The sequence below is a fragment of the Myceligenerans pegani genome, assembly GCF_014892515.1.
Classification (GTDB): Bacteria; Actinomycetota; Actinomycetes; order Actinomycetales; family Cellulomonadaceae; genus Myceligenerans; species Myceligenerans pegani.
On the sequence record NZ_JADBGR010000106.1, the window covers coordinates 55838 to 82352 of the forward strand.

Sequence of the window (26515 nt, forward strand, 5' to 3'; positions counted from 1 at the left end):
CCCACGAGTGGAGGCGGACGCACGCCGGAAAGCAGAAGGAGTACCCATGAGAGCCCGAACCACACGGAGCCGCGCGGCCGCGTGCACGGCCGTGCTGCTCGCCGGCCTGGTCGTCGATGCGGCACCGGCCGTTGCCGACGCGCCGGACGACGCCGGGCTGGAGCAGACCGTCGAGGCCGACGAGGAGGTGGTGGCCGGGGACGAGGTGGTCGTCGACGGGCACGTCGACGTCGGACCGCGGTTCCTCGACGACGAGTGGACGATGCTGGCGCGCGACGACCGCGAGGTCCCGTCGGTGTGGCGCGACCCCGAGCGCACCGTCCTGCACCTCGGCGACGCGGCGGTGCTGCCCGCACCGGACGGCCCGGACTACGAGTTCCTCGGGGTCGAGCCCGGCACCTCGCTGCACGTCGTCCCGCAGACGCAGGCGCCCGACGTCGTCTGGCTGGGCTGGAACACCCAGGATCCGCAGGTCGTGGATGCGATCGACCGGGGTGCGTCGCTCCGGCTCGACGGCCTGGACGGTCCTGGCGAGGTGTTCGTGTTCCTGCAGGAGGGTGTGACCGGGCCGCCGAACGTGCTGTGGGACTCGGGCGAGCCCCTGCCGCAGGAGTTGTGGATGGAGGTCAACACCCACGTCCATGCCAACTGGGTGTTCACGGAGCCGGGCATCTACCGGCTCGACGTGACCATGCTCGCCGAGTTGCAGGACGGGACCTCGGTCGAGGACGCGAGCACCCTGGTGTTCGCCGTCGGCGAGGACACCGATCCAGAAGAGGCGTTGGCGGGTGCGGCCGACGACGCCACGCCCGGCGGGGACGGCGAGGCGTCGGCCGAGACGGCCGCCTCACCGGCCGCCACGCCGTCGGAGGATACGGCCGCAGGGGCGACGGACGCGCCGGAGGCGAGCGCGCCGTCGTCGGACACGGGTCCGGGCGTGCTGGTCTGGGGCGCCGCGGCAGCCGGCCTTGTGCTGCTCCTGCTCCTGGTCGCCCGTGCCGTGCGGACGCGCCGGGCGCGGGCCGCAGCCGATCACGACGCCGAGGACGAGTCATGACGGCGACCGTTGCGGGCGACACGAGAGTCTCGGTCGGCTCGGGAACTCCCGTCGCGTTGCGGGTGCGGGACCTCACCGTGGCGCTCGGTGGGCGGCGCGTGCTGGACGGCGTCCGACTCGAGGCCACCGAGGGCGAGCTGGTCGGGTTGGTCGGTCCGAACGGAGCGGGCAAGACGACCCTGCTGCGGGCCGTGCTGGGACTCGTGCCGTCGTCCGGGCGGATCGGTATCGCGGGTCAGGATGTCAGCCAGGACCGGGCGCGGACCCGGCGGGCACGTGCGACGCGGTCGATCGGCTACGTGCCCCAGCGGCACGAGTTCGCCTGGGACTTCCCGGTCACGGTCGAGGAGGCCGTGCTCACCGGGCGCGTGGCGCGCATCGGCTGGCTGCGCGGCGCCCGTGCGGAGGACTACCGCCAGGTGCGTCGTGCCCTGGACAGGGTCGAGATGACCCACCTGCGCCGTCGCCCGGTCGGCGAGCTCTCCGGCGGGCAGCGGCAACGCGTGCTGGTCGCCCGCGCGCTCGCGCTGGACCCGCGGATCCTGCTGCTGGACGAGCCCTTCACCGGCCTCGACGTCCCGACGCAGGAGCACCTGACGACCCTGTTCCGCGAGCTGGCGAGCGAGGACCGAGCAGTTGTCATGACGAACCACGACCTGGTCGGCGCGGTGCACGCCAGCGACCGCCTGTTCCTGCTGAACCGCACCGTCGTCGCGTCCGGGACACCGGCCGAGCTCGGCGGGCCGGAGCCCTGGATGAGAGCGTTCGGCGTCTCGGCCGGGTCACCGCTGCTCGCGGCGATCGGCAGGGTCGCCGAGGGACGCTCGGGCAACGGGTCGGCCGGCGCGGTGGACGACGGCCGGGACGGGGGCGAGCGCGCATGATCTCGCCCGTCGACTTCGTCGGTGACCTGCTCAACCCCGACCTCGCGTTCCTGCCCAGGGCGCTGCTCATGGCGGTCCTGTGCAGTGTCGTGTGCGGCGTGGTCGGTACCCACGTGGTGCTGCGCGGCATGGCGTTCATCGGCGACGCCGTGGCGCACGCCGTCTTCCCCGGTCTCGCGGTCGCCTTCGTGCTGCAGGGATCGCTCGTGCTCGGCGGTGCCGTCGCGGGCATCGCGACGGCGCTCCTGGTCGCGCTGTTCGCCCAGAACCGCCGGCTGCGCGAGGACTCGGTGATCGGCGTCTTCTTCGTCGCCGCGTTCGCCCTCGGCATCGTGATCATCTCGACGGCGCCCGGGTACGCGGGGTCGCTGCAGGACTTCCTGTTCGGGTCCATCGTCGGCATCCCCGACGAGAACGTGACGATCGCCGTCGTGGTCGGGCTGGTGCTGATGACCGTGTTGTTCGCGTTCCACAAGGAGCTGGTGGCGGTGAGTCTGGACCGGGAGTCGGCGCGAGCGCTGGGACTGCCGGTCACACGGCTGGACCTGCTGCTGTACGTCGTGGTCGCGGCGGCGATCGTGATCTCGGTGCAGACGATCGGCAACGTGCTCGTGCTGGCGCTGCTGGTCACCCCGGCGGCCGCGGCCCGGCTGCTGACCGACCGGCTCGGGCCGATGATGCTGCTGGGCCCGGTCATCGGCGGCGGATCGGCGCTGGTGGGGCTGTACCTGTCCTGGAGCCTGGACCTGCCCGTGGGCGGCACGATCGTCCTCGTCGCCACCGCGGTCTTCCTCCTGGCCTGGCTGTTCGCACCCCGGCACGGCGTGGTGACCCGCGCCGCGGTGCGACGCGCGGACACGTCGAAACGGCCTCCTGTTCGTGGACGGGTACCGTCTGGGCTGTGATCGACCGGTTCATGTCCTTGCGCCGTACCTACTTCTCGCTGGGTACGGGTGAGCTGACCGCCGCGGCGGTGTTCGCGCTCCTTGCGGCCACCACCGCTGCACCGATGCTTTCCCCGGGCGCCGAGCAGGCCCTCTGGTTCGCGCTGGCGCCGCTGCTCGTCGTGCTCGTCCAGGCGGGCTGCTACTGGCTGACGGCCCGTGGCCGGATCGGCACCACAGCCCTCATGCCCGCGCCGCTCGCGCGCGCCTTCCGGTTTTTTCGCGTGCTGGATCCGCTGCTGCTCGCGGCCGCGGCGATCGGTGTCGTCACCTTCTGGCCTGAGAACGCGACCGCGGCCGTCCTGGTCGTCGGGGTCTGGCTCTTCGCCGTCGTGGAGTATCTCAACTACTTCGTGGTCCGCCTGTCCTACCCCGTGGGCGAGTGGTGGCGCGGCGTCCGGCGACGCCGCACACCGGTCCTGGTACGCGACGTCGCCCGCGCCACTCACGTCGTCCCTCGGGTGTCGGGACGACGGCGGCCCGCCCCTGGGCGCGGCGGTGGGCGATGACCTGGACGGCAGACGTGGGGGAGAGCGTCCTGGTTCGCGGCCGCCGTGCGGCGTCGTGCTAGAACCGTCATAGCCGGTTCACGATCCCGGAGAGTCGGTTCCGCGGCAGCCAGGAGGTCTCATGTCCCGTCCCGCCAGTGAGGTGCACGTGTTCGAGGCCCGTGCGGCCGAGGCCGATCTCGATGATCTGCGCGCGCGGTTGGCCGGGGCGCGGCTTCCCGAGCGCGAGACGGTCGAACGTGCCGCGTCGGGGGTTGGTCGGTGGGGGCAGGGTGTCCCGCTCGCCGACCTGGTCGAGGTCGTGGACTACTGGCGTACCGGGTATGACTGGCGGTCGTTCGAGGAGCGTGTGAACCGGATCGGGCAGTTCCGCACGACGATCGACGGTCTGGGGATCCACTTCCTGCACCGCCTCTCCCCGCGGGCGGATGCCACGCCGCTGCTGATGACGCACGGCTGGCCGGGGAGTATCGCGGAGTTCGCCCATGTGGTGGACGAGCTGGCCGATCCCCGGGAGGCGGGTGCGCCGGCGTTTCATGTCGTGGCGCCGTCGTTGCCGGGCTTCGGCTACAGCGACAAGCCGACTACCACGGGGTGGGGTGTGGGGAGGATCGCGGCCGCGTGGGTGGAACTGATGGACAGGCTCGGCTACGGCAGGTTTCTCGCTCACGGTGGTGACTGGGGAGGCGTGGTCACCACGGTGCTCGGCGGCAGGTTCCCCGAGCAGGTCCTGGGCATCCACTCGACGCTGGCGCAGGCACCGCCGGGGCTGACCACGGACGGGCTGACGCAGACCGAGCGCCGCTGGGCCGAGGAGACGCGCGACTTCTGGCACCACCGCGCGGCCTACGCGAAGCAGCAGGCGACCCGGCCGCAGACCATCGGCTACTCGCTCGTCGACTCACCCGTCGGGCTTCTGGCCTGGATCCTGGACAAGTTCGCCGAGTGGTCGGACACCGAGGACAGCCCGTTCGAGACGATCTCCCGGGACAGGATCCTCGACGACGTCACCCTCTACTGGCTGACACGAACCGGCGCGTCGGCGGCTCGTATCTACCACGAGAGCCACGGCGGCGTGAACGCGCTCGACCCCGGGCTCCGGGTCGAGGTCCCCTCGGCGATCACGATGTATCCGCGCGACATCGAGAAGATCCCGCTGCCCTGGGCCCAGGAACGCTACCGGCAGATCGTCCGCTGGCGGACGGCCGAGACCGGAGGACACTTCCCCTCACTCGAGGTCCCCGACTACTTCGTCCACGACCTGCGAGAAGGCCTCACGGCGATCCTGACCACCCACCGGTAGGGCGAGGCGGACGCGCGCTGACGCGGATGGTTCACAAGGCCAGCGGCCGCTGATTGAACGGTCGGCATGGCGAAGTCCCAGCTGTGGCGACAGTCGGGCGTTCTCAGGCGGCCGAGATGGCCGTCCTGGTCAACTGCTCCGAGACCTCCCAGACGCGTACGGCCTCGTCGGCACTGTGCAGCGGAGAGTACATCCGCTGTTCGGCCGGTGCCCCGCTGGTGTTGCCGAGCCCGCTGGGGCTGTACAGGGCGCCGGGCTTGGCCCGGGGGTCGGTGGCGGCCATGAGCGCGGGCAGCGCCGCGGTCTCGACGGTGCCCGCGAGGATGCCGCGGGCCGAGAGCCAGCGGATCATCCTGCGTCCGGCGGTCTCCTGGGCGCGGCCCAGCTCGGGGCGTGCGGCGAGCAGGTTGGTGGGCGCGACGCCGGGGTGGGAGAGGTTGCTGGTGATGTCCCAGCCGTTGGCCTTGCTGCGCCGCTCCAGTTCCAGGCCGAACAGGCCGAACGCGATCTTGGACTGGCGGTAGGCCCGCATCCCGTCGTAGCTGCGTTCCCAGTTGAGGTCGTCCCAGTTGATGGTTCCGCTGCGGGCGGCGACGCTGATCTGTGAGGTCACCCGTGCACCGCCGGCACGCAGGAGCGGCATCAGGTGCGCGACGAGGGCGAAGTGGCCCAGGTGGTTGGTGCCGAACTGGAGCTCGAACCCGTCGGCGGTGGTCTGGCGGTCGGGCGGGGTCATGACGCCGGCGTTGTTGATCAGGAGGTGGATGGGGTCGCCCTCCTCGCGCAGGGTGTCGCCGAGGGCGGCGACGGAGGCGAGGGAGGAGAGCTCGAGGTTGCGCAGCGAGATGTTCGCGCCGGGTACGGACTGCTTGATCCTGGCGATTGCGGCCTCGCCCTTGCGCGGGTTGCGCACGGGCATGACGACCTCCGCGCCGGCGGCGGCCAGCCGGGCAGCCATGCTCATGCCCATGCCGTCGCTGGCGCCGGTGACCAGCGCGCGCTTTCCGGACAGGCTGGGGATGGTGACGTCGATCGATGTGCGTGGCATTGCTGCTCCTTCCGGTTGTGGCTGTGGGGCCGTGGGCCGTTCGTACTCGGCCATGGCGCTGATCCTTGACGGACGGGGAAGACCTATCCAGGGCCTCCCGATCACAGGCTCGCGAGGTCACGGCTCCGCTCGGTAAAGGGGGAGCGCCGGGCCGTGGCTACCGTCCTCCGAACGGGATAGAAACGAGGCAGTACTCCAGAAAGGAGAGCGCGTCGTGAGAGATCGCACCGGGCTGGCGGGGTTCCTGCGCAGCCGTCGTGAGGCACTGCAGCCGGAGGACGTCGGCCTCCCGCGCGGGCGACGGCGTCGGACCAGCGGGCTGCGGCGTGAGGAGGTGGCAGCGCTGTGCAACATGTCGGCCGACTACTACTCCCGCCTGGAGCGGGAGCGCGGTCCGCAGCCGTCGCAGCAGATGCTCGCCTCGATCGCGCAGGGAATGCACCTGTCGATCGACGAACGCGACCACCTGTTCCGGCTCGCCGGGCACAACCCACCGCCCCGGGGGAGCTCCAGTGAGCACATCAGCCCCGGCCTGCTGCGCATCCTCGATCGCTTGAAGGACACTCCCGCGGAGATCGTCACGGAACTCGGCGAGACCTTGCGGCAGACGCCGATGGGTGTCGCGCTCACCGGCGACACCACGCGGTTCACAGGGCCCGCCCGCAGCATGGGCTACCGGTGGTTCACGGACCCGGACGCCCGGAACATCTATGACCCGGCGGAACACGCGTTCCTGACCCGGATGTACGCCGCCGGGCTGCGCGGGCTGGTCACCCTCCGTGGTCCCGACTCACGGGCCGCCCACCTGGCCGACCTGCTGCTGGACCGCAGCGAGGAATTCCGGCGGGTGTGGGACGACCACGAGATCGGACTCCGCCCCCACGAGGTCAAACACTTCGTCCATCCCGAGGTCGGCGCGCTGGAGTTGAACTGCCAGCGCCTCGTCGACCCCGACCAGGCGCACTCCCTGATGGTCTACACCGCCGTCCCCGGCACCGAGAGCTACGAGAAGCTGCAGGTGTTGTCCGTCATCGGCGCGCAGTCGCTGCGCTGAAGCGACGCCCCCGAAGAACCTCTTGAGCGCTCAGCAGTGTTGCCGGAGGCACATCCACCCCGATGCGGTGGCGACGACCGGTCAGATGGCTGTCGCGCAGACCGCCGTCGCGTGATTCCGGGACCGGCGAGGGCATGATCTCCCGTCCCAGCTCCTCACCGCTCGAGCAGCTCCCGCAGCACACCGGCAATCCTCTCGGGCGCCTGCTCGGCCATGAAGTGGCCGGCGTCCAGCGTGCGGTGGTCCAGGTCCTCGGCCCAGGCCGACCACAGCCGCGCGGCGTCGTACCCGAGCACGGCGCCCCAGTCCTGCTGCACCACGCTCACGGGCATGCCGAGACGACGCCCGGCCGCCCGGTCCGCGAGGTCATGGTCCAGGTCGATCCCGGCGGACGCCCGGTAGTCGGCCACGATGGACGGCACGGCCTGCCGCGAGGCCCGCAGGTACTCGGAGCGCACGTCGGCGGGGATCGTGGTCCCGCCGGCGTCCCAGGCGTCGAGGAAGTGGCCGAAGAACTCGTCGCCGGTCGCGGCGATCATCTTCTCGGGGAGACCCGGCGGCTGCGCCATGAGGTACAGGTGGAACGCGACAGCGGCGTCCGCGCCGTGCAGGACGTCCCACATGTCCGGGACGGGGAGCACATCGAGCACGGCGAGATGGGTGACGCGATCGGGATGGTCGAGACCCGCACGCACCGCCACGAGAGCCCCGCGGTCGTGTCCCGCGAGCGCGAACCGCTCGTGTCCGAGGGCGTCGGCGAGCGCGACGACGTCGGCGGCCATGGTCCGCTTGCTGTACACGGCGGGGGAGTCCGCGGCGGGCTTGTCGCTGTCGCCGTACCCGCGCAGGTCGGGCACGATGACGGTGTGGTCGCGGGCGAGATCGGGGACGACACGGCGCCACATGAGGTGGGTCTGCGGGAAGCCGTGCAGGAGGACGACAGGGCTGCCCTCGCCGCCGACGCCGACGTGCAGGGCGACGTCGTCGGCGACCGTGACGCGCCGGTACTCGAGTTCGGGGATGGTGATCGGCATGGAAATGTCTCCTTGTTGCCGGGGCCGGTAGGTGTGTCCCAGACTCGGCGATCCCGATCAGCAGCGGATGAGCAGCGAGGTGACAGGTGGTGATGATCGGCGTCCTCGGCCCGGTCGAGGCCTGGGGAGACGCGGGGGAGCCGGTCCGGCTCCCGGGGCCGCGTCACCGGGAGGTGCTGGCGCGGCTCGTCGCGGCCCGCGGACGGACGGTGACGACGGCCCGGCTGGTCGACGACCTCTGGGAGGTGCCACCGGCGGGCGCCGTCGGGGCGGTGCGCACGTTCGTCGCCGCGCTGCGCGTCGCGCTCGAACCGCAACGCGCGCCCCGGACCGCCGCGCGCCTGCTCGTCACGGACGGGCCCGGATACGCCCTCCGGGGCGTCGGTGCGGACGCCTGGTCGTTCGAGGACGACGTCGTCCGGGCGCGGACCGAGGCACCGGTGGCCGCACTCGACCTGTTCGACCAGGTGCTGGCGCGGTGGCGCGGCACTCCCTACGCGGGGATCGACTCCGGCTGGGCCACGGCCGAGCGGGCCCGCCTCGCCGAGCTGCACGCCGGTGCCGTCGAGGAGCGAGCCGGCGCGCTGCTCGCGCTGGGTCGTGCCGACGACGTCGTCCCCGACCTCGACCTGCACGTGGCCGGGCACCCGTGGCGCGAGGAGGGCTGGCGACTGCTGGCGCTGGCGCTGTACCGGACCGGGCGGCAGGCGGACGCTCTCTCCGCCCTCAGGAGGGCCCGCACGCTGCTGCGGGACGAGCTCGGCATCGACCCCGGGCCCCGGCTCGCGGACCTGGAACGCACGATCCTGCGCCAGGTGGACGCCGGGCCGGCCGGGCCGCCCGACGTCTGGCAGGCGGCGACCAGCGCGTACGACCGGGCGGTCGCGGCCCGCGCGCAGGCACGACTGGAGCAGGCCACCGTCCTGCTCCGCTCCCTCGCGGTCACCGGCGGCGAGGGCCTCGTCGCCGCGACGAACCAGCGACCGGCCGCGATCGAAGCGGCCGAGCAGCACGGGGACCCCCGGCTCACCGCGCGGGTGATCGGAGCGTTCGACGTCCCCTCCGTCTGGACGACACCCGACGACGCGGAAGCCTCGGCCGAGGTCGCCGCCGCGGCGGAGCGCACCCTCGCCCGCCTCGGCGCCGACGCGCCCGACGGCGTTCGTGCGCGGCTCCTGGCGACGGTGGCGACCGAGACCCGCGGCACCCCGGGCCCTCGCGGTCCGGCCGCCGCGCGGGAGGCGGAGACGCTCGCACGCCGCTCCGGGGACCCCGCGGTGCTGGCCCACGCGCTCTCCGGCCGGTACCTGCAGTCGTTCGACAGGACCGGACTCGCCCCGGAGCGGGACGCGATCGGTGCCGAGCTCGTCGGCCTCGCCGCCCGCCACGGCCTGGAGAACTTCGAGATCCAGGGGCATCTGGTGCGGCTCCAGGCGCGGTCGGCCCTCGGCGACTGGGACCGGGCAGCCGAATGTGCCGCGGAAGCGGAGGCGCTCGCCGCCCGGCACGAGAGGCCGCTCGTCCCGGTGCTCACGGGGTGGTGGCGCGCGGCGCGTCTCGCCGCGGACGGCGCCGCGAGCGAGGTCGTCGAGACCGCCTACCGCGAGGCCGGACGATCCCTCGACACCGCGGGCATGCCTGGTGTGGCGCGGGGACTGCTGCCGCTCGCCGTCCTCGCCCTGCGGGTCTGGCGCGGGGAGCGCGTGCTTGCCGGTGGCACGGCCGGTTCGGACGACACCGACTGGGGCTCGTACGAGCCCTGGGCCCGCCCGCACCTGCTCCTCGCCGAGGGCAGGGCGGACGCCGCGGCCCGCGCGGTCAGCCGGCTGCGGGCGCCATCACCCGGACTGCTCCAGGAAGTGCTCTGGATCCTCGCGGGGCGAGCAGCACTCGCGGTGGACGACCGCCGGATGCTGCGCGCGGCTCACGACGCGCTGCTGCCCGCCGCGGGCGAGGTCGCCGCGGCCTCCGGCCTGCTCACCGCCGGGCCGATCGCGGACCACCTCGCCGGATGGGAAACACCGTGAGTCCGGGCCCGGCAGCGGCTGCGCCGATGGCCGGGTCTCCGCACGCCCGCCGGCATCAGCGTCCGGCGTCGTGGACGGTTGCTGGACGCGGCCGCTCGGACCCGCCGTCGGCCTGAGGCCGGGTCAGGACCCACACGCAGGCGACGCCCAGGGCGAGCTCGACGGCGCCTGCGGCGGCCAGACCGGGCGCCAGCCCGCCGTCGGAGGCCCAGGAGAGCACCCGCCCTGCCGCGTGCGCGAGCATCGTCACGGAACCGACCAGCGCCGACGTGGCCGCGAGGCGGCTCATGACGGCTCCTGCCCCGACGAGGGCGCCCCACGTCAGGAGAGTGAGACCTGAGGCACGCAGTTCGCCGAGCAGCGGGGCGCCGTCGGCCAGCGTGATGCCGTAGCCCGCATAGAAGGGTTGTGGCACGAAGGCCACGCCCGAGCCGACGACGGCCAGCGTGAGGCCCGTGGCGGCGAGCAGCCACCGGGACATGTGCCGTGTCATGCGCGACGTGCTGCCGTGAGTGCGTCGGCGAGCACGGCCCGCACACCGCGTGGTGCACGCCCGAGGATCTCGCGGACACCGTCGGTGGGCTTCTCGTTGCGCCCGTCGAACACCTCGCGGCAGAGCTCCGTGAGGAGGGTCGCCGTCTCCGGACCAGCCTCTTGCAGGACGGCGGCGTGGAACTCGTCGAAGTCCATCGGGACGTACCGGATGTCCCGCCCGGTCAGCTCGGTGAGCAGGGCAGCGACCTCGCCGAACGTGAGCGGTTCCGGCCCGGTGAGCTCGTAGCGGTGGCCCTCGTGCCCGTCACGCGTCAGGACCGTGACAACCACGGCGGCGACGTCGTCCACGTCGACGAACGGCTCTCGCATCTGTCCGGCCGCGATGGCGAGGAACCCGCTCTGCAGGGCTCCGCTCAACGCGCCCTCGGTGAAGTTCTGCGTGAACCAGCTGGCGCTGACGACGGTCGCGGGGATGCCAGAGCCCAGCACGATCTCCTCGCAGCGGCGGGCGCCCTGCTCGCCACGGCCGGACAGCAGCACCACGCGCCCCACCTCGGCCTCGCGCGCGACCTCGACGAGCCGCGTGATCGCCGCGTCCGAGCCCGGGGCCGCGAGGTCGGGGACGTACGTGACGTAGAGGCGGTCGACGCCGCGCAGAGCGCGCTCCCACCCCTCGGGCTCCTCCCAGTCGAACCGCGGGCTGGTGCCGCGGGCGAGGCGGCGGATGTCGTACCCCTCGGTTTCGAGCAGGTCGGCCACGCGGCGACCGGACTTTCCGGTCGCGCCGATCACGGCGTACGTCAAGGTCTGTGCTTCGGTTTCCATGCGTCCACCCTGAGGCCGGCAGGGCGGACGATCCATCCCCCGTCGTCCGCGATTCCATGCCGGGCGTCCGAGATCTCGGACGCCCGGCAGATCGGCATGCCACGCTGGACGCATGGTCGACACGGACGCGCCGCTGGGCGACGGACTCCACCTCCTGCGCTTCACCGGTGCGCTCTACTGCCAGGCCGACCTGACAGCACCCTGGGGCGTGGAGTTCCCACGGATCGAGTCGTGCGTGATGCTGCCTGTCGTCCTGAGCGGACGATGCGTGCTCGAGATCGGCCGCGAGCGTCACCTGCTGGAGGCGGGCAGCGCCGCCCTGATCATGCACGCCACGCCGCACCGGCTGCTGAGCTCGCCCGGGGCTCCGGGTACCGGGCTCTTCGACATCCCCGTCGAGCGGGTAGGGGAGACCTACGAGCGCATGCGTTTCGGCGGCGGGGGAGAGCGCACGCAGATCGCCTACGCCGCGATGACCGTCGATGAGCCGCTCACCGCGCGGCTGGTCCAGGAGCTGCCCGACGTGATCCGGGTGGACCCCTGGGACGACGGCGAACCGGGTGCGTTCGGGACGGTCCTGCGCCTGCTCGCCCACGAGGCCCAGACCCTCGCGCCGGGCGGCGAGGCGGTGATGACGCGTCTGGCGGACGTGCTCGTCATCCAGGTGCTGCGCCGGTGGCTGCGCGATTCGCGGGAGGCGAGCACCGGCTGGCTGGCCGCCTTGCGGGACCCGCACGTGGGCCGCGTGCTCGGCCACCTGCACGCGCAGCCGGAACTCGCCTGGAGCTTGGTGGAGATGGCCCAGCTGGCCGGCATGTCCCGGTCGGCGTTCGCCGAGCGGTTCACCGGCCTGCTGGGTGAGCCTCCGATGCGCTACCTGGCCCGCTGGCGCCTGGAGCAGGCGTACGTCGCGCTGACCACCACGACCGACCCGGTAGCCGCGATCTCCCGACAGGTCGGCTACGGTTCCGAGGCCGCTTTCGGCCGGGCCTTCAAACGTCATCACGGCATGTCTCCCGGTGCGGCGCGCCGGTCCGGCACGGCCCGTTCGGTGGGGTCCCTCCGCACGGCTGCCGACACGGCGCCCGCTCGTCCGCTCCCAGGTGGCGCCCGCCCTGCGGTGGCATCGTGAACCCCTGACGACTCTCTCCGTGGCGCCGCACCGGACCCGGCTCTCGGCGTTCAGCCGCCTGCCCCGGGAGGACCGTCGAGCACGGTGGGGACAGGCCGGCCGCCGCCGCGTGGCCGTCGAGGGAAATGATGAAGTCCACCATGAGGTCCGGGATCGAACCCGGCGGCGCGCGTCGAGCCGGAGCTGATCGGCCGATAGGGTCACGGCAGCCCACGGAGGAGGAGTACATGGTCCGATCACGCTCGGTGATCGCGGGTGCGGCGGTGCTCGCGGTGGTTGCCGGGGTCGGCCTCGCCCTGCCCCCGTTGTCCCTGCTCGTCGACGAGGCGGCCGTACCCCCGGCGTCGGCCCTGCCCGCGCTGCCCGACGGCGCTCACCTGGCTGCGGAGGGCATGGGGTGCGGCTCCGGGGGCTGCTGGCTGGAGCTGACGGTCGAGGCCGCGGAGGGCATGACGGGTGACGAACTGGCGCGCGCAATCGTGCCCGACGACAGGGCGTGTGCATTCCGGGGTCCGGTGGACCTGCGCCGGGTGTGCACCGGGGTGATCGACACGGACGCGGACTCGACCCGGTTCTTCGTGCAGTACGAGCGGTGGGTGGACTGACCACCGGCCTGGCCGGGACGACGTGCGGGGATTCCCGCATCGGCTCGATAGGCTCGCGGGCATGGCGAAGCGTCTGCGCGAGGTCCTGGCCCGGCACGTCGAGGCGGGGACGATCCCCGGTGCGATCGCGACCCACGGCACGGAGTGCGACCCCTTGCTCGTCGGGTCGGCAGGGGTCGACGGCGGGGCCCTGAAGGCCGACGCGATCGTGCGCATCCAGTCGATGACGAAGCTGATCACCACGGTCGCAGCGCTGCGCCTCGTCGAGCAGGGCGCCATCGCGCTGGACGACGGGATCGAGTCCTGGATGCCCGAGCTCGCCGACCGGCGCGTGCTCGCGCACCCGATGGCCGACGTCGACGACACCGTGCTCGCGGAGCGCCCGGTCTCGCTACGCGACCTGCTGACGAACCAGGCCGGCTACGGGATCATCACCGTCGACTCGCCGTTGCAGCGGGCATTGCGGGACGCCGGGTTGGAGGCGAACAACGACCCGGTGGGCCGGGGCGCTCAGGACTGGCTCGACGCGCTGGCCACGCTGCCGCTCGCCCACCAGCCCGGCCGGGGATGGCGGTACCACCTGGGGTTCGGGATCCTGGGCATCCTGCTCGGACGGGTCGCGGGCACCAGCACGGCGGAGCTGTTGCGGCGGTCGGTCCTCGACCCGGTGGGGATGCCGGACACCGGCTTCCGCGTACCAGACGACCAGGCGCATCGCCTCCTGCCGGCGTATCGCCGCACGCCCGAAGGGCTCGTCGAGGCGGAGCCCGCGGGCGGCGGCTTCCACACCGGCCCCGCGCCGTTCGACGAGAGCCATTCCGAGCTGGTCTCGACGCTCGCCGACTACCACGCGTTCCTGCGCGCGCTGCTCGACGGCGAACTCGTGGGCCCCGCCCTCCTGGACGAGCTGCGCACCGACCAGGTCGACGCCGCGGTCAAGACCCCGGAGAGCTTCTTCCCCGGCTTCTGGGACGGCTTGGGCTGGGGGTTCGGCGTCTCTGTCACGGCGGAGGGCCCGCACCGCGGACGCTTCGGCTGGTCGGGCGGATACGGCACCGACTTCTTCGTCGATCCGGACGGGACGATCTGCATCGTCCTCGCCCAGGTCGAGATGGACGAGCGGCTGCTCGCGATGTTCGGCGAGCTGCGCGACGCCGTCGGCTGACCCTCAGGGACCGGACACGCGCCCCGGGGCGGGCCGCACCGGGATCTCGAGCACGGTGCCGCCGCGCCCGTCGTCGTCGACCAGATGCTCCTCCAGCGTCGGGCCGACGACGGCGAGGCCGTGCCGGCCGATCCAGCCGAACAGGTCGTGGCCGGCTCGCACGACGTCGGAGGTGGCGGGCACGACGGCGCCCAGCAGCCGTCGCGCGGGTGCGCGGCGGCCGCCGTCGTGCCTGCTACGCCGAGCGTGTCCACTGCTGGGTCGTCGCGCCCGGGGCGCAGGCCTCGAGCGAGAGCCCCCAGGAGTCCTCCGGGCTCGCCAGGCACAGTGCCGGGTCGCCGACGCTGCTGATCGCGCCGTCGTCGTGCAGCTCCCACCGCTGCTCGGGCGTGCCCGTGCAGTCGGTGACGACGAGCGAGCTTCCCGCGACGAGTCCGTTGCCCGGCGCGACGCACATGTCCCCGTACACGGTGAGCTCCCGGTCGGCGTTCCAGTCGAACGACTGGTTGCCGCCGCCGTTGCACCACCACAGGCCGAGCGCCGTCCCCGGTGTCGTCGAGAAGCCCGGCACGTCGACGCACACGTTCCCGTCGCCGCTGTGGTGCACGCTGATCAGCGGGGCGCCGGGCGGCGCCGGCGGCAGGTCGTTCAGGTCCTCGTGCCTGCGCAGGCCCCAGCCCCACTGGAGCTGGGCCAGCCCGGACTCGTTCGTGACCTCGAGGTCGCCGTCGCCGACCATCTCGGTCAGCGTGTAGGCGTCGCCCGTGCGCAGCCCGGGCCAGTAGACGATGCCGATGCCCTGGTCGCGCGCGACCTCCGTGAGTGCCCCGAGGTACGAGGTGTACGTGTCGCCCTCGTGGTTGCCGTAGTTGAGGCCGGTCGTCATCGGGGAGCCGGCCTCGCTGACGACCGTGCGCCACCCGTACTCGCCGAGGCGGGGGAGCAGGTTCGCCTTCCACTCGTCCTCGGTGGTGTGGTCGGCCCAGAACCCGTAGAAGTGCAGGGACAGCAGCGTGCCCTCCAGCTCCTCGGCGGCGCCGACGCCCGTGACGTCGTCGTTGTAGCCCGTGCCCGAGATGATCACGCGGCCGCGCGGCACGTCGTCGTGCTCGTCGAGCCATGCGGCGGTCAGGTCGACCCACTCGTCGAGGGAGTAGCCGAACGGCTCGTTCATCGGCTCGAAGTACACGCGCGGATTCTTGCCGTACTCGTCCACGACGGTGTCCCACATCGCGTCGAAGGCCGCGGGGTCGTCGGCCCGGCCGTCCTTGCCGTCGGGACCCTCCCAGTAGCTGAGGATGACCTTGAAGCCGTGCCGCGTGGCGGCGTCGACGGCGCCCTGGTAGGAGTCCCACCAGTCGGTGCCGACGCTCGACGGGTTGATCGGCAGCCGCACCGTGTTGGCCCGCACCTCCTTCCGGAACTCGCGGACGATGCGGGACGCCTTGCGGTAGGTCGTGCGGTAGCTGTCGTCCGTGCTGAGGCCGGAGGGGACCACCTCGTCGTCGGCGTAGTTGTCGCGGGGGTCCGCCCAGTTGACGCCGCGGAACTCGGTGGTGCCGGGCTGTGCCCGGTCCGGCGGTCCGCCCGACGGGGCGCCGACGGCGGGGCCGGCGGCCACCGTCGCCGCCGTGAGGAGGCCGACGGCGGTCAGGGCGCTGGTCCGGATTGCTCGTTTCATGGGACTCCGATCTGGGGGCGCGTCACTGCGCCGCCGTCCGGGGCATCGAGGTGTGTGAACGCCACGCTGATACCGATGGTGACGTAAACATTTGCACGTCGGTCGACCTTGCGCAAGGACGTGTCGCTCCACGGTCCGCCTATGCCCCGACCTGCTCCCGCTCCGCGAGGTTGCGCGCCGCCTTCCCGAGCATCCGGCCGTTCATCCTGATCGACTGCGAGCGTGGCATCAGCCGGGCCATCGTGCGCATCATCCGTCCGGGAACGTGGGTGGCCCTGCCCTTGAGGAACGCGGCGATCATCTCCCGGACGGCCTTCTCGACCGGCTGGGGGCGGACCGGCAGGTCCGTCCGGGCGAACCCGAGCTTGTCGATGATCGGCGTGTCGACGTTGCCCGGCATGGCCACCGTCACGGCGACCCCGTCCCGGGCGAGCTCGTGGTGGAGCGTCTCGCCGAGATGGAGCAGGTAGCCCTTCGCCGAGCTGTCCTGCGCCATGTTAGGGATGCCGTGCGCCGCGCCGAGCGCGGACACCAGCACCATTCCGCCGCGGCCCCGGGCGGCGAATCGCCGGCCGAAGGCGTGGACCAGCTCGAGGTGCGAGCCGGCGTTGAGGACGAGGCGCCGGCGCAGGTCGGTGATCTCCTGGTCGAGGAACCGGCCGGGCACGCCGGTGCCGGCGTTGGAGACGAGAAGGCCGACGTCGAGGTCCTCGGTCGCCTCGATGAGCGTCGTTGCCGCGTCCTGGAGGCTGAGGTCGACGGCGACCGCTCGGTAGGAGATGCCGTGGCTCCCCGCCAGAGCGGCGCCCAGCGCTTCGAGCTTGTCGGCGGAACGGGCGGCGAGCACGAGATTCAGCCCTGCCGCCGCGAGCTGGTGGGCGAAGCCCTCGCCGATGCCGGACGAGGCTCCGGTGACGACCGCCCAGGGACCGTATGCGTTGATCTGGATCATGGTTTGGACTGTAGTCTGGACTGGAGTCTAAAACAAGATCCGTACACTGACTGCGTGAAGACTCCACCCCCGGAACTGGCAGGTCGGCTGCTCAACGTGAGCGAACAGGTGCTCTACGGCGACCCGCCACCGCGCCTGGCCGACGTCGCCGGGCTGGTGGGCGCCTCGCGCGCGACCCTCTACTACTACTTCGCCGGTCGCGACGACCTGGTCGCCTTCCTGCTGACCTCGCACGCCCGCCAGGGCGCGGAGGTGGTGCGGGCCGCGGTCGATCCGGACGACCCGCCGGAGGCGCGGCTGCGCACGACGATCGGGACGCTGGCCCGGTTCCTCGGTGACCGGCCCGGTATCTGCGCCGGACTGCTCGGCGGCCTCGCGGGAAACCTCCAGCTGCGCGAGGCGCTCGACGCGAACGACACCTGGATCGCCGGCCCGCTGCGGGACCTCCTCGGCGACGGCGCCGCCGCGGGAGTCCTCACCGTGGACGACGTCGGCGACGCGGCCAACGCCGTCCTCGGCGCGCTGCTGCTCGGGGTGCTGGGCCGCTCCGCGTCCGGAGCCGACGCCGCCGACCGCGGGTTCCAGGAACGGCTCACCGAGCAGATCGTGCGCGGCGTCCTCCGATAGCCGTCGCGGTCAGGTGCTACGCACTCGCCAGGTCGAGCACGGCGTAGCCGTGGCCGGCGAGGTGGACGACGTCGGGCCCGCCGTCGCCCGTCGAGACGCGGCAGCCCCGGGTGACGAGCGCCCGGGCGCGTGCCGCGCCGTCGAGCGGGAGGCGCACGCCGGCGCCACCGGGGTTGAGGACGACGGCGAGCGTGCCGCCCCGCAGGTACGCCAGGGGGTATCCGGTGGCCAGGACGTCGACCGGCGCGGCGACGTCGAGCCGTCGGTCCCCGTGGCGCAGCGCGATGAGCTCGCGCACCAGGTGCAGCAGCGAGCCCTCGTCGGCGAGCTGGGCCGCGACGGTGGGACGGTCCGGATCGGGGTCCTGGGGCAGGTACGTGGAGATCGCCGGGCTGCCCGGGCCGAGCATGCCCGGCACCAGATCGCCCCACTGCATCGGCGTGCGCGAGCCGGACCGGTCGTAGGTCGGGCTCAGCCGCGAGCCCTCCAGGGTCGGTGTGCCCGGCACGTACCGCATGCCGATCTCGTCGCCGTAGTACACCGACGGCATCGCAGGCCACGTCATCGTCAGTACGTGTGCGACGCGGGCCTGCTCGGCGTCGCGCGCACCCGCGACGAGCCGGGTGAAGTCGTGGTTCGACGTCGGCAGGCCCACCACGCCGCCGCGCCCGTCGGCCGCGATGGCGTCCGCTGCCTGGCGCCACGCCCGGACGAACGTCGCGGCGTCACCCCGTGCGCGAGCGTCGGCCCAGGCCGGGACCTCGCCCCAGGACAGGTTCACCGTCCCGGCGCCGTTGTTCCACAGGGAGCGCAGCGGGAGGCCGTCGTCGTCCCCGCCGAACTGGAGGAAGAAGTCCGCGTGGAAGCCCGCCGGGACGGACACCCGCGGGTCGCCCCACTCGCTCACGATGACCCGGCCGGGCCACTCACGGTCCAGCCAGGCGCGCATCTCCCGCCACACCCTGCCCGTCTCCACGTGCCCCGGATCGTCCTTCACCAGCGACGACGCCATGTCCACACGGAAGCCCGCCACGCCCAGGCCGAACCAGTGCGCCATGATCTCGCGCAGCGCCGCCCGGTTGGCCACGGGACCCGGCGCGTTCACCGGGCTGCGCCACGGCTCGGCCGGGTCCGGGCGGGCGTAGCCGTAGTTCAGCGCCGGCTGCACCGGGAAGAAGTTGGGCCGGTAGTACCCGCCGCGCGCGCCACGACCCGGCTGGAACCCGTCCACCGGCACGTCGCTCCAGACGAACCGGTCGTCGTCCGGGTCGTCGGCCGCGGCGCGGAACCACGGGTGCTGGTCCGAGGTGTGCCCGGCCACCAGGTCGAGCAGCACCGAGATGCCGCGGCGGCCCGCCTCCTCGGTCAGCCGGGCCATGTCGTCGTTCGTGCCGTAGCGCGGGGCCACGGTGAGGAAGTCGGCGACGTCGTACCCGGCGTCCGCGAACGGCGAGACGAAGCACGGGCTGAGCCAGATCGCGTCCACGCCCAGCCACGCCAGGTAGTCCAGGCGCCCGGCGATCCCGGCGAGGTCGCCGATCCCGTCGCCGTTCGCGTCGGCGAAGGACTGCGGATAGATCTGGTAGAGGACGGTGCGCCCGAGGCGCGCGGCGAGGTCGACGGCGGTGGAGATCACGGGGTTGCTCCTTCGTACGTGATGCGGACGTCCAGCCTGCCGGACGCCCGGGCCGCCCGAGGCGACCCGAGCGTCCGGCACGTCCGGGACATCACTCGCGGCCGACCGCGAAGGTCTCCATCGCCATCAGCGGACGGACCTCCCGCTCCAGCGCGCCGGGTGCGACGTAGCGCCGGACGGCGTCGTCGGCCAGCGCGTTGCCGAGTGCGGCCATGATCATGCCCTGGTCCAGCGCCAGGTAGCGCTGCGAGACCTGGCCGCTGCGCACGGCCACGGCGTCGTAGAAGCCGCCCGGGCCGTAGGCGTCGAAGTCCCGGGCGATGTTCCGCAGGTTCGCCATGGCCTGGCGAGGTGCGTAGCGCAGCGCCAGGAACGAGGCGTGCGGCGTCACGACGCCGTCGCCGTACTCCGTGGGCGCCGGCGAACCCTCGCGACAGCCCTCGTACGGCTGGTCGACACTCGTGCGTTCCTGGTCGGAGGTGTAGCCCGGACCGTCCAGCCCGAGCTGGTCGACGCCGTACTCCCGGTACCCGCCCGCCGGATCGTTCGACGGCGAGAAGCCCCAGTACCCGTAGTCCGCCTCGCGCATCCCGTGCTCGATCTGCCCGCGCACGTACAGCGGATGGTTGCGGCCCCACGAGCGCGGGCCCCACCGCTCCTCCGGCACGAACAGCGGCACCATCAGCGCCTCGAACATGCTCCCGCCCCACGTCGGGACCACGCGCATGCCGCGGTACGGCAGCGCGCCCTCGAAGACCGGAACCCCCAGGTACTCCGCCCACTCGCCGACCGGACGCGTCTCGGTCCACGACCAGTCGCACGTGTCGGGGAACGTCCGGTAGGTGCCGAAGTAGTGCTCCGCCGGGATCTGTCCCTCCGCGATGCCGAGGTACGAGGCGATCCGCGGCTCGGTGTTGAACGCGCCGTAGTGATGGCCCGTGTACCAGACGTCGGCGCCCATGCCGCAGTAGTCACCTGGCACCGGAGCGGTCTCCTGCGGGTCGTCGTCCCAGAACCCGCCGCGGATCTGGTTCTGCGCCGCGTCGTAGTAGCAGCCGAAGTCCATCCGCTCGCGGACGGCGTCCGCCTCCCCGGCCAGGGACGGCTCCGCGCGCGCCGTGAGCAGCAGGCCCGTGGCCAGCCAGCCGTTGTCCACGCTCGACAGGAACGGCTTGATCGGATCGCCGCTCGTCGGGAACTCCAGGAGCTTCGTGCCCGTCGCCGGGTCGTACCAGTTGTAGAACATGCCGCTCGGCTCGTGGCGCTCCAGCCCGGCGACGGTGTCCAGCGTGGTCGCCATGCGCTCGCGCGCTTCGCGGCGCCCGATCAGCCCGAGGTCCCGGGCCACGACCGTGCTCCACAGATAGGCGCCGATGTTGGTCGGCGAGGTGTACCCGCCGCGGCCGCCCGGATCGAGGTCCCCGCCGATGTTGTCGTCCGGCAGGCCGGTCTCGTCGACCACCAGGGCGTCGAACGAGCGCCACGTGTCGGCCGCCCAGGTGCGCAGCTGACGGCGGTCCCCGGCCGACGGGGTCTCCGCGTCGGCCGGGTTGCGCGTGGGGTCCGCGCTCCATGCCCGGTCGGCGGCCGGCGCCATGCCTCCGCTCGGGTCGGCCGGCGCCGGGACCCCGTCCCGGTCCGGAACGCGTGCCGGGTCCGTACCGGCGCTCGCGGGCACGGCCGTGAACGTCAGGGCGGCGACGGCGGCTGTCGCCACCGTGGTCCGGAATCTTCTCATCGTGTGTCTCCCTACGTCGTCGTAGTCGTGACGGTGGTAGTCGTGACGGTGGTGGTCGTGACGGAAGTGGTCGTGACGGTGGTCGTCGTGGCGGCGCGGTCGCCGTAGGGCCCGGCGGCGGCCGTCGTCGGCCCGCGGATCAGCCAGGTAGCTCGCCCGTGCGGGCGACCTTGCCGAGCCACGCGAGGCTGGGCTTGGGCGTGCGCTCGAACGTGGTGCGATCGACGGCGATCAGGCCGAACGTCGGGGCGAAGCCGCTCATCCACTCGTAGTTGTCCAGCAGTGACCAGTGCAGGTACCCCTCGACGCGGCAGCCGCCGGACATCGCCCGGGCCATGCCCTCCAGCGCGCCGGTGGTGTAGTCGATGCGCCGGTCGTCGTCGGCGGTCGCGACGCCGTTCTCGGTGACGAGCATCGGCACCCCGCCGGTGAGGCGGTGGGTGTACTCCAGCGCCTCACCGAGTGCCTGCGGGTAGTACTCCCAGCCGGTGAGGGTGCGTTCGACGTCGTCGCCGAACGGGACGGGTTCGCCGTCCGGGCCGATGATCGTGCGCAGGTAGCTCTGCACGCCCACGAAGTCGTCGTCGCGCGCCACCTCGAGGAAGTAGTCCTCCCGGGGGTAGGCGTAGGCGTCGCGGGCGGCCTCGGCGCCCGGCGCCGCCTGGAACACCTGGTTCGCGACGGTCCAGCCCGCCCGCACGTGCCCGAGGCCGCGCAGGACCTCCACGGCGCGCCGGTGGGCGGTGGCCTGGATCTCGGAGGCCGCCTCGTCCGGGGCGGCGAGTCCGACGGCGTCCAGCGTGCTGCGCCGGCTCGCGCCGAGCATCATCGAGGTGATGTTGGGCTCGTTGATCGTCACGACGTGCCGCACGTCGTCCAGGATCGAAGTGACCGTCTCGACGTAGCGCGCGTAGGCGTCGACGGCGTCGCGCGCGAACCAGCCCCCGCGCTCGGCGAACCACCGGGGCAGCGTGAAGTGCAGCAGTGTGACCACCGGCGTCACGCCCGCCGCCAGGCACGTGTCGATCACGCGCCGGTAGTGCGCCAGCTGGGCCCGCGAGATCTCGCCCTCCGCGGGCTCGACGCGCGCCCACTCGACGGAGAAGCGGTACGCGTTGAGTCCGGCGTCCGCGAGCAGCCGGACGTCCTCCGGGTAGCGGTGATAGCTGTCGACGGCGTCGCCGGAGCTCTCCGCGCACGGTGTCCCGGCGGCGTGCTCCTTGGCCCACCAGTCGCTGTTGACGTTGCCTCCCTCGATCTGGTGCGCGGCGGTCGAGGCGCCCCACAGGAAGCCGGGCGCGGTGGGCAGCGTGAGCTGTTCGGTCACGGGAAGAACTCCTCGGGGTGGTACGAAGGTGGCTACTTGAGGCCGGTGGTCGAGATGCCCTGCACGATGTGGCGCTGCAGGATCAGGAAGACGACGAGGATGGGCAGCACGATGACGGTCGCGCCCGCCACGAGCAGGCCGTACCGCACGGTGTTCTGGCCCGTCGAGTACAGCGCCAGTGCCACTGGCAGGGTGTACCGGTCGGCGGACTGCACGGCGACCAGGGGCCACAGGAAGTTGTTCCAGGAGCCGAGGAACGTGAGGATGCCGAGCGTCGCCAGCGCGGGCCGCGTCTGGGGCAGCACGATGCGGAAGAACGTGCGGAACTCGCCGGCGCCGTCCACGCGGGCGGCGTCGAGCAGCTCGTCCGGCACGTCGAGCATGAACTGCCGCATCAGGAACACCCCGAACGGCGCCGCCAGGAACGGCAGGACGAGCGCCGCGTAGGTGTTGACGAGGCCGAGATTGGCCACGAGCACGAACAGCGGGACGAACGTGACCATGCCGGGCACCATCAGCGTGCCCATGACCAGCGCGAACAGCGTGCGCCTGCCGGGGAAGTCGAGCTTGGCCAGGGCGTACCCGACCATCGCGCTGAACAGCACGGACCCGAGGGTCACGGCCACCGCGACGACCACCGAGTTGAGGAAGTACCGCGGGAAGCTCAGGGAGGCGAACAGCTCGGTGTAGTTGGACCACGTCACCTGGTCGGGGATCAGGGTGGGCGGGAACTGCCGGATCTCGCCCTCGGGCTTGACCGAGGACAGGAGCATCCACACGAGCGGCGCGATCGAGGCCGCGAGCCCGATCAGGAGCGCGACGTTGAGGACGATCGCGCGGGGGCCGGTGCGGCGCGCGGTGGCGCCGGGCGCTCGGGTGCCGCGGGCGGGGGAGCGGCCGGCGACGACGTCGCGCGCGGCGGCCCCCGGCGCGGGACGGCTGGACGTGGACGTCATCACTTCTCCGTCCTGAGCAGTCGGAACTGGAGGTAGGACAGGATCACGACGGCGAGGAACAGCAGGTAGCTCATCGCCGCGGACAGGCCGTAGTCGCCGAACCCGAACCGGTTGAAGATCTCGTACGCCACCGAGTTGGTGGCGCCCAGCGGGCCGCCCTGGGTCATCACGAACGGCTCCTCGAAGAACTGCAGGTAGCCGATGCCGGTGATGACCGCGCAGAACAGCAGGGTCGGCCGCAGCAGCGGGACCGTGACGGACCAGAACTGCCGCACCGCGCCGGCGCCGTCGATGGCGGACGCCTCGTACATGTCGCGGGGGATGCCCTGCAGACCCGCGAGCAGGATCACCATCGAGTAGCCGACGTTGCGCCAGGTGGCCATCACGATGAGGGACGGCATGGCCCAGACCTCGTCGGTGAGCCAGCGCGGCCCGTCGATCCCGATCACGCCGAGCGCGGAGTTCACGAGCCCGAAGTCGGGCTGCAGCAGGAACCGCCACACCACGGCCACCGCGACGATCGACGTCACCACGGGGGCGTAGAAGCCCACGCGGAACACCGACCGGAACCACACCAGACCCGAGTTCAGCAGCACCGCCAGCAGCAGCGCGATCGCGAGCGTCAGCGGCATGGCGACGCCCACGAAGTACAGGGTGTTGCCGGCGGCCTGCTGGAACTTCGGGTCGGCCAGAGCCGTCACGAAGTTGTCGAACCCCACGAAGTTCACGGCCCACGGCGTGCGCAGGTCGGCCCCGCGCATGTCCGTGAACGCCATGTACAGCGAGGACGTGACCGGGACCAGCAGGAACACCGCGAACAGCGCGGTGAACGGCAGTGCGAGACCCCAGGCGGCGATCCCGGTGCGGCGGCGTCGTGCGGAGACGGTCACGGCCGGTCCAGGCCCGTCCCGATCGAGGTGGCGGCCTCCTGCATCCGTGCGGCGGCGTCCTCCGGGCTCAGGTCGCCGGCGACGACCTGCTCGATGAGGAGGTCGATCTCGTGCTCGATCTCGGCCCAGGTCGGGATCGCCGGGGTGGAGCGTGCGGTCTCCAGGACGCCGTCGTACACGGCTACCGCGTCGTCGTCGGCCAGGGCCGGGTCGTCCCAGGCGGCCTGGACGGCCGGCAGGTCGCTGGAGATCTCGAACCAGTCGACCTGGGTGGCCGGGTCGGTCGCGAACCGGACGAACTTCCACGCGGCGTCGGGGTTGGCGGCGTCGGCGAGGACGGCGAGGTTGGAGCCGCCGATGAACGACGCCGTCTCCACGTCCTGCGGCAGCGGCACGACGCCGAACGACTCCTCGAAGTCGTCGCCCGCCGTGGTCAGCAGGTTCGCCCGCTCCCAGGGGCCGGACACGAACGAGCCGAGCCTGCCGTCGATGAAGTTCTGCACCTTCTCGTCCTCGACGAGCACCGGCGGGGCGAGTCCGTCGCGCATGAACGACGAGTAGTACTCCAGCGCCTCGACCTGGGCGTCGTTGTCCAGGGTGAACTCTCCGGCGTCGTCCATGATCTCGCCGCCCGCCTGCCAGTAGAACGGCAGGTACATGAGCGCCGTGGAGTTGCCGCGCGTCTGCAGCGCGATGCCGTGGTCGGCCCCGGCGTCCTGCAGGCCCGCGGCGAACGCCGTCAGGTCCTCCCAGGTCTCCGGCGCCTCGACGCCGGCCTCCTCGGCGAGGTCGGTGCGGTAGTACAGGACACGCGACTCGACGTACCAGGGCACGCCGTACGACGTGCCGTCCACCACCGTGGTGTCCCAGGCGCCCGGGAAGAACGCCGCGGGGTCGATCTCCTCGGGCGTGGGGGCGAGACCGCCGAGCCCCACGAAGCCGCTCATGAGCGTGGTGCCCACCTGCATCACGTCGGGCACCTCGCCGGTCGCGATGGCCGTGTTGATCTTCTCGGTGGACGACTCCCACGGCACGGGCGTGACGTTCACCGTGGCGTCGGGGTTGTCCGCCTCGAACCGCTCGGCGAGTTCGGGCAGCAGCTCACCCTCGGTGCCCATCGCCCACACCTCGATGGTGCCGGTGGCGGGTCCCTCCGTGAGCTCGCTGGAGCCTTCGGCCGCGGTGCCGGTCCCGTCGCCGCGCCCGCACCCGGCGAGGGCGAGGGCCAGCGTGAGGGTCGACGCTGTCGCCGCTGCGACGAGGCGAGGTGTCCTGTTCACGATCACTCCTTTGTTGATCCGCGTCTTGATCCGCACCGTGATCCGCACTGCGATCCCGCACTGTGATCCGCGCCGACCGGCGCCTCCGAAATTTCGACGGCGCATCTCGGAAAGACGCCGGGAGACTAGACGCGTCGCGGGGGTGTGTCAACGGGTGCGCGGCGCGAGTGTCGGATCGTCTGCGAAACGTCAGGCTTGCTGCAGCGGACGCGTTCCGCCGGGTGCGGCATCGGCTACGATCCTGATTTCGGAAACGCATCTCGCCGACGTCGCCGGAGGACCCATGGCAGCCGACCCGCCCCGCACCCCGCTCGCCGTCGTCGCGGCCGAGGCGGGCGTCTCGGTACCCACCGTCTCCAAGGTCCTGAACACCCGGCCCGACGTCGCAGGCGCCACCCGCGCGCGCGTCAAGGAGGTGCTGGAGCGGCACGGCTACGCGGTCCGTCCGCCGTCGGCCAGGCCCACCGGGATGATCGACGTGCGCATCGTGGACTTCGAGGGCACCTGGTCGGAGGCCGTCGTGCGGGGCGCCGTCGCCGGCGCGCGGCGGCTCGGCCTCGACGTCGTCCTCGCCGTCGAACCCGACCCCGACGACTGCAGCGCCTGGGTGCGGCACGCCCTGGAGCGCGGCACCGACGGCCTGGTCAGCGTCGTCGCGGTGCCCGACGCCGGCGCCCGGCGCGCGCTGGAGGACACCGGCACGCCGCTCGTCGTCGTCGACCCGCGGCAGCCGCCGCCCGAGGGGATGCTCAGCGTCGGCGCCACCAACTTCCAGGGCGGGCTGGAGGCCACCGCGCACCTGCTCTCCCTCGGCCATCGCCGCATCGCCACGATCACCGGCGTGCTGGAGCAGGACAACGCCATCGCCCGGCTCGCGGGCTACCGCGCCGCCCTGATCCGGGCGGACGTGCCCACGGACGACGAGCTCGTGTACGTGGGCGCGTACGGCGTCACGTCCGGGTACGAGGGTGCCCAGCGGCTCCTCGACCTGGACGACCCGCCCACCGCGATCTTCGCCAGCAGCGACGACACCGCGCTCGGCGCCCTGCGCGCCCTGCGCGAGGCGGGCCTTGTCGTACCCCGCGACGTCTCGCTCGTAGGCTTCGACGACCTGCCCATCGCGCCGTGGATCGACCCCCCGCTCACCACGGTGCGCCAGCCCCTGGCCGAGATGGGCGCCACCGCCGTCGACCTCCTGCACCGGGCCCGCACCGCCAGCGGGCACACCCTGCGCACCGAGCTCGCCACCAGCCTCGTGGTGCGGTCCTCGTGCGCGCCGCCGGCGCGGTAGGCGGGGCGGCGGCGCGGTAGGTGCCCCGCCGGCCGGACAGGCGGCCGGCGGGCGA

Annotated in this window: 25 protein-coding genes; 12 read left to right on the forward strand and 13 right to left on the reverse strand. The window is 72.5% G+C overall.

Annotation, left to right across the window (positions count from 1 at the left end):
* Positions 1 to 46 precede the first annotated feature (46 nt).
* The 5 genes from IIE03_RS20430 (at position 47) to IIE03_RS20450 (ending at position 4697) form a co-directional block, all read left to right on the forward strand.
* Positions 47 to 1057 carry a choice-of-anchor M domain-containing protein gene (locus IIE03_RS20430; RefSeq protein ID WP_192864614.1) on the forward strand — a complete coding sequence of 337 codons (1011 nt, stop codon included), beginning with the start codon at positions 47 to 49 and terminating at the stop codon, positions 1055 to 1057.
* On the forward strand, positions 1054 to 1941 hold the full coding sequence (locus IIE03_RS20435) for an anchored repeat-type ABC transporter ATP-binding subunit (protein WP_192864615.1): 888 nt from the start codon (positions 1054 to 1056) through the stop codon (positions 1939 to 1941). The genes IIE03_RS20430 and IIE03_RS20435 overlap by 4 nt, the downstream gene beginning before the upstream one ends.
* A complete protein-coding gene (locus IIE03_RS20440; RefSeq protein ID WP_225998096.1) occupies positions 1938 to 2846 on the forward strand; it encodes an anchored repeat-type ABC transporter permease subunit in 909 nt (302 codons plus the stop codon). Before IIE03_RS20435 ends, IIE03_RS20440 begins: the two co-directional genes overlap by 4 nt.
* The gene (locus IIE03_RS20445) at positions 2843 to 3394 is read left to right on the forward strand and encodes a hypothetical protein (protein ID WP_192864616.1); all 552 of its coding nucleotides are present in this window, start codon (positions 2843 to 2845) and stop codon (positions 3392 to 3394) included. Before IIE03_RS20440 ends, IIE03_RS20445 begins: the two co-directional genes overlap by 4 nt.
* A 121-nt stretch (positions 3395 to 3515) precedes the next feature.
* Positions 3516 to 4697 (forward strand): epoxide hydrolase family protein, encoded by a 1182-nt coding sequence (locus IIE03_RS20450; RefSeq protein ID WP_192864617.1) that lies wholly within the window; start codon positions 3516 to 3518, stop codon positions 4695 to 4697.
* Positions 4698 to 4800: 103 nt separating this feature from the next.
* Here IIE03_RS20450 and IIE03_RS20455 read toward each other — a convergent pair whose 3' ends face one another.
* On the reverse strand, positions 4801 to 5745 hold the full coding sequence (locus tag IIE03_RS20455; protein ID WP_192864618.1) for an SDR family oxidoreductase: 945 nt from the start codon (positions 5743 to 5745) through the stop codon (positions 4801 to 4803).
* A 214-nt stretch (positions 5746 to 5959) separates the two neighbouring features.
* Between IIE03_RS20455 and IIE03_RS20460 the strand changes: the two genes are divergently transcribed.
* On the forward strand, positions 5960 to 6799 hold the full coding sequence (locus tag IIE03_RS20460; protein ID WP_192864619.1) for a helix-turn-helix transcriptional regulator: 840 nt from the start codon (positions 5960 to 5962) through the stop codon (positions 6797 to 6799).
* 155 nt (positions 6800 to 6954) lie between these two features.
* Here IIE03_RS20460 and IIE03_RS20465 read toward each other — a convergent pair whose 3' ends face one another.
* Positions 6955 to 7833, reverse strand: a complete 879-nt coding sequence (locus IIE03_RS20465; RefSeq protein WP_192864620.1) for an alpha/beta fold hydrolase — start codon at positions 7831 to 7833, stop codon at positions 6955 to 6957.
* A gap of 92 nt (positions 7834 to 7925) precedes the next feature.
* On the opposite strand from IIE03_RS20465, the gene IIE03_RS20470 reads away from it, so the two are divergent.
* Positions 7926 to 9860, forward strand: a complete 1935-nt coding sequence (locus IIE03_RS20470; RefSeq protein WP_192864681.1) for an AfsR/SARP family transcriptional regulator — start codon at positions 7926 to 7928, stop codon at positions 9858 to 9860.
* 55 nt (positions 9861 to 9915) lie between these two features.
* Here the strand turns inward: IIE03_RS20470 and IIE03_RS20475 are convergent, their stop codons facing one another.
* Positions 9916 to 10353, reverse strand: coding sequence for a DUF4345 domain-containing protein (locus IIE03_RS20475; RefSeq protein ID WP_192864621.1), 438 nt, complete (start codon positions 10351 to 10353; stop codon positions 9916 to 9918).
* Positions 10350 to 11180, reverse strand: coding sequence for a Rossmann-fold NAD(P)-binding domain-containing protein (locus IIE03_RS20480; RefSeq protein WP_192864622.1), 831 nt, complete (start codon positions 11178 to 11180; stop codon positions 10350 to 10352). The genes IIE03_RS20475 and IIE03_RS20480 overlap by 4 nt, the downstream gene beginning before the upstream one ends.
* A 112-nt stretch (positions 11181 to 11292) precedes the next feature.
* Between IIE03_RS20480 and IIE03_RS20485 the strand changes: the two genes are divergently transcribed.
* From IIE03_RS20485 to IIE03_RS20495, 3 genes are all read left to right on the forward strand, one after another.
* The gene (locus IIE03_RS20485) at positions 11293 to 12312 is read left to right on the forward strand and encodes an AraC family transcriptional regulator (protein WP_192864623.1); all 1020 of its coding nucleotides are present in this window, start codon (positions 11293 to 11295) and stop codon (positions 12310 to 12312) included.
* A 227-nt stretch (positions 12313 to 12539) separates the two neighbouring features.
* Entirely contained in the window at positions 12540 to 12917 is a 378-nt protein-coding gene (locus IIE03_RS20490) for a hypothetical protein (RefSeq protein ID WP_192864624.1), read from the forward strand.
* A gap of 61 nt (positions 12918 to 12978) precedes the next feature.
* Positions 12979 to 14082, forward strand: a complete 1104-nt coding sequence (locus IIE03_RS20495) for a serine hydrolase domain-containing protein (RefSeq protein WP_192864625.1) — start codon at positions 12979 to 12981, stop codon at positions 14080 to 14082.
* Positions 14083 to 14085: 3 nt separating this feature from the next.
* Here the strand turns inward: IIE03_RS20495 and IIE03_RS20500 are convergent, their stop codons facing one another.
* The 3 genes from IIE03_RS20500 to IIE03_RS20510 form a co-directional block, all read right to left on the reverse strand.
* On the reverse strand, positions 14086 to 14265 hold the full coding sequence (locus IIE03_RS20500; RefSeq protein ID WP_192864626.1) for a hypothetical protein: 180 nt from the start codon (positions 14263 to 14265) through the stop codon (positions 14086 to 14088).
* 52 nt (positions 14266 to 14317) lie between these two features.
* Positions 14318 to 15763 (reverse strand): ricin-type beta-trefoil lectin domain protein, encoded by a 1446-nt coding sequence (locus IIE03_RS20505; RefSeq protein WP_192864627.1) that lies wholly within the window; start codon positions 15761 to 15763, stop codon positions 14318 to 14320.
* 139 nt (positions 15764 to 15902) lie between these two features.
* Positions 15903 to 16715 (reverse strand): SDR family NAD(P)-dependent oxidoreductase, encoded by an 813-nt coding sequence (locus tag IIE03_RS20510; RefSeq protein ID WP_192864628.1) that lies wholly within the window; start codon positions 16713 to 16715, stop codon positions 15903 to 15905.
* Positions 16716 to 16769: 54 nt separating this feature from the next.
* On the opposite strand from IIE03_RS20510, the gene IIE03_RS20515 reads away from it, so the two are divergent.
* The gene (locus tag IIE03_RS20515; protein WP_192864629.1) at positions 16770 to 17342 is read left to right on the forward strand and encodes a TetR/AcrR family transcriptional regulator; all 573 of its coding nucleotides are present in this window, start codon (positions 16770 to 16772) and stop codon (positions 17340 to 17342) included.
* 16 nt (positions 17343 to 17358) lie between these two features.
* Here IIE03_RS20515 and IIE03_RS26905 read toward each other — a convergent pair whose 3' ends face one another.
* The 6 genes from IIE03_RS26905 to IIE03_RS20545 all read right to left on the reverse strand — a co-directional run bounded on the left by IIE03_RS26905 (position 17359) and on the right by IIE03_RS20545 (position 25169).
* Positions 17359 to 18978, reverse strand: a complete 1620-nt coding sequence (locus tag IIE03_RS26905) for an alpha-amylase family glycosyl hydrolase (protein WP_318843100.1) — start codon at positions 18976 to 18978, stop codon at positions 17359 to 17361.
* 91 nt (positions 18979 to 19069) lie between these two features.
* Positions 19070 to 20716: a glucoamylase family protein gene (locus IIE03_RS20525; RefSeq protein WP_192864630.1), complete on the reverse strand. Its 1647-nt coding sequence runs from the start codon at positions 20714 to 20716 to the stop codon at positions 19070 to 19072.
* A 139-nt stretch (positions 20717 to 20855) separates the two neighbouring features.
* The gene (locus tag IIE03_RS20530) at positions 20856 to 22043 is read right to left on the reverse strand and encodes a glycoside hydrolase family 1 protein (protein ID WP_192864631.1); all 1188 of its coding nucleotides are present in this window, start codon (positions 22041 to 22043) and stop codon (positions 20856 to 20858) included.
* Positions 22044 to 22075: 32 nt separating this feature from the next.
* Entirely contained in the window at positions 22076 to 22999 is a 924-nt protein-coding gene (locus IIE03_RS20535) for a carbohydrate ABC transporter permease (protein WP_192864632.1), read from the reverse strand.
* Positions 22999 to 23889, reverse strand: a complete 891-nt coding sequence (locus IIE03_RS20540) for a carbohydrate ABC transporter permease (RefSeq protein ID WP_192864633.1) — start codon at positions 23887 to 23889, stop codon at positions 22999 to 23001. Before IIE03_RS20540 ends, IIE03_RS20535 begins: the two co-directional genes overlap by 1 nt.
* Positions 23886 to 25169 (reverse strand): extracellular solute-binding protein, encoded by a 1284-nt coding sequence (locus IIE03_RS20545; RefSeq protein ID WP_318843101.1) that lies wholly within the window; start codon positions 25167 to 25169, stop codon positions 23886 to 23888. Before IIE03_RS20545 ends, IIE03_RS20540 begins: the two co-directional genes overlap by 4 nt.
* Before the next feature lie 283 nt (positions 25170 to 25452).
* Here IIE03_RS20545 and IIE03_RS20550 point away from each other — a divergent pair, with 283 nt between their 5' ends.
* Entirely contained in the window at positions 25453 to 26460 is a 1008-nt protein-coding gene (locus tag IIE03_RS20550) for a LacI family DNA-binding transcriptional regulator (RefSeq protein WP_192864634.1), read from the forward strand.
* The last annotated feature ends 55 nt before the right edge of the window (positions 26461 to 26515 follow it).

Bases quoted from the DNA above. Each gene is read 5' to 3' on its own strand.
- IIE03_RS20430 (WP_192864614.1), top strand. From the start codon at position 47: ATGAGAGCCCGAACCACACGGAGCCGCGCGGCCGCGTGCACGGCCGTG.
- IIE03_RS20435 (WP_192864615.1), top strand. From the start codon at position 1,054: ATGACGGCGACCGTTGCGGGCGACACGAGAGTCTCGGTCGGCTCGGGA.
- IIE03_RS20440 (WP_225998096.1), top strand. From the start codon at position 1,938: ATGATCTCGCCCGTCGACTTCGTCGGTGACCTGCTCAACCCCGACCTC.
- IIE03_RS20450 (WP_192864617.1), top strand. From the start codon at position 3,516: ATGTCCCGTCCCGCCAGTGAGGTGCACGTGTTCGAGGCCCGTGCGGCC.
- IIE03_RS20455 (WP_192864618.1), bottom strand. From the start codon at position 5,745: ATGCCACGCACATCGATCGACGTCACCATCCCCAGCCTGTCCGGAAAG.
- IIE03_RS20465 (WP_192864620.1), bottom strand. From the start codon at position 7,833: ATGCCGATCACCATCCCCGAACTCGAGTACCGGCGCGTCACGGTCGCC.
- IIE03_RS20470 (WP_192864681.1), top strand. From the start codon at position 7,926: ATGATCGGCGTCCTCGGCCCGGTCGAGGCCTGGGGAGACGCGGGGGAG.
- IIE03_RS20475 (WP_192864621.1), bottom strand. From the start codon at position 10,353: ATGACACGGCACATGTCCCGGTGGCTGCTCGCCGCCACGGGCCTCACG.
- IIE03_RS20480 (WP_192864622.1), bottom strand. From the start codon at position 11,180: ATGGAAACCGAAGCACAGACCTTGACGTACGCCGTGATCGGCGCGACC.
- IIE03_RS20485 (WP_192864623.1), top strand. From the start codon at position 11,293: ATGGTCGACACGGACGCGCCGCTGGGCGACGGACTCCACCTCCTGCGC.
- IIE03_RS20490 (WP_192864624.1), top strand. From the start codon at position 12,540: ATGGTCCGATCACGCTCGGTGATCGCGGGTGCGGCGGTGCTCGCGGTG.
- IIE03_RS20495 (WP_192864625.1), top strand. From the start codon at position 12,979: ATGGCGAAGCGTCTGCGCGAGGTCCTGGCCCGGCACGTCGAGGCGGGG.
- IIE03_RS20505 (WP_192864627.1), bottom strand. From the start codon at position 15,763: ATGAAACGAGCAATCCGGACCAGCGCCCTGACCGCCGTCGGCCTCCTC.
- IIE03_RS20510 (WP_192864628.1), bottom strand. From the start codon at position 16,715: ATGATCCAGATCAACGCATACGGTCCCTGGGCGGTCGTCACCGGAGCC.
- IIE03_RS20525 (WP_192864630.1), bottom strand. From the start codon at position 20,716: ATGAGAAGATTCCGGACCACGGTGGCGACAGCCGCCGTCGCCGCCCTG.
- IIE03_RS20535 (WP_192864632.1), bottom strand. From the start codon at position 22,999: ATGACGTCCACGTCCAGCCGTCCCGCGCCGGGGGCCGCCGCGCGCGAC.
- IIE03_RS20550 (WP_192864634.1), top strand. From the start codon at position 25,453: ATGGCAGCCGACCCGCCCCGCACCCCGCTCGCCGTCGTCGCGGCCGAG.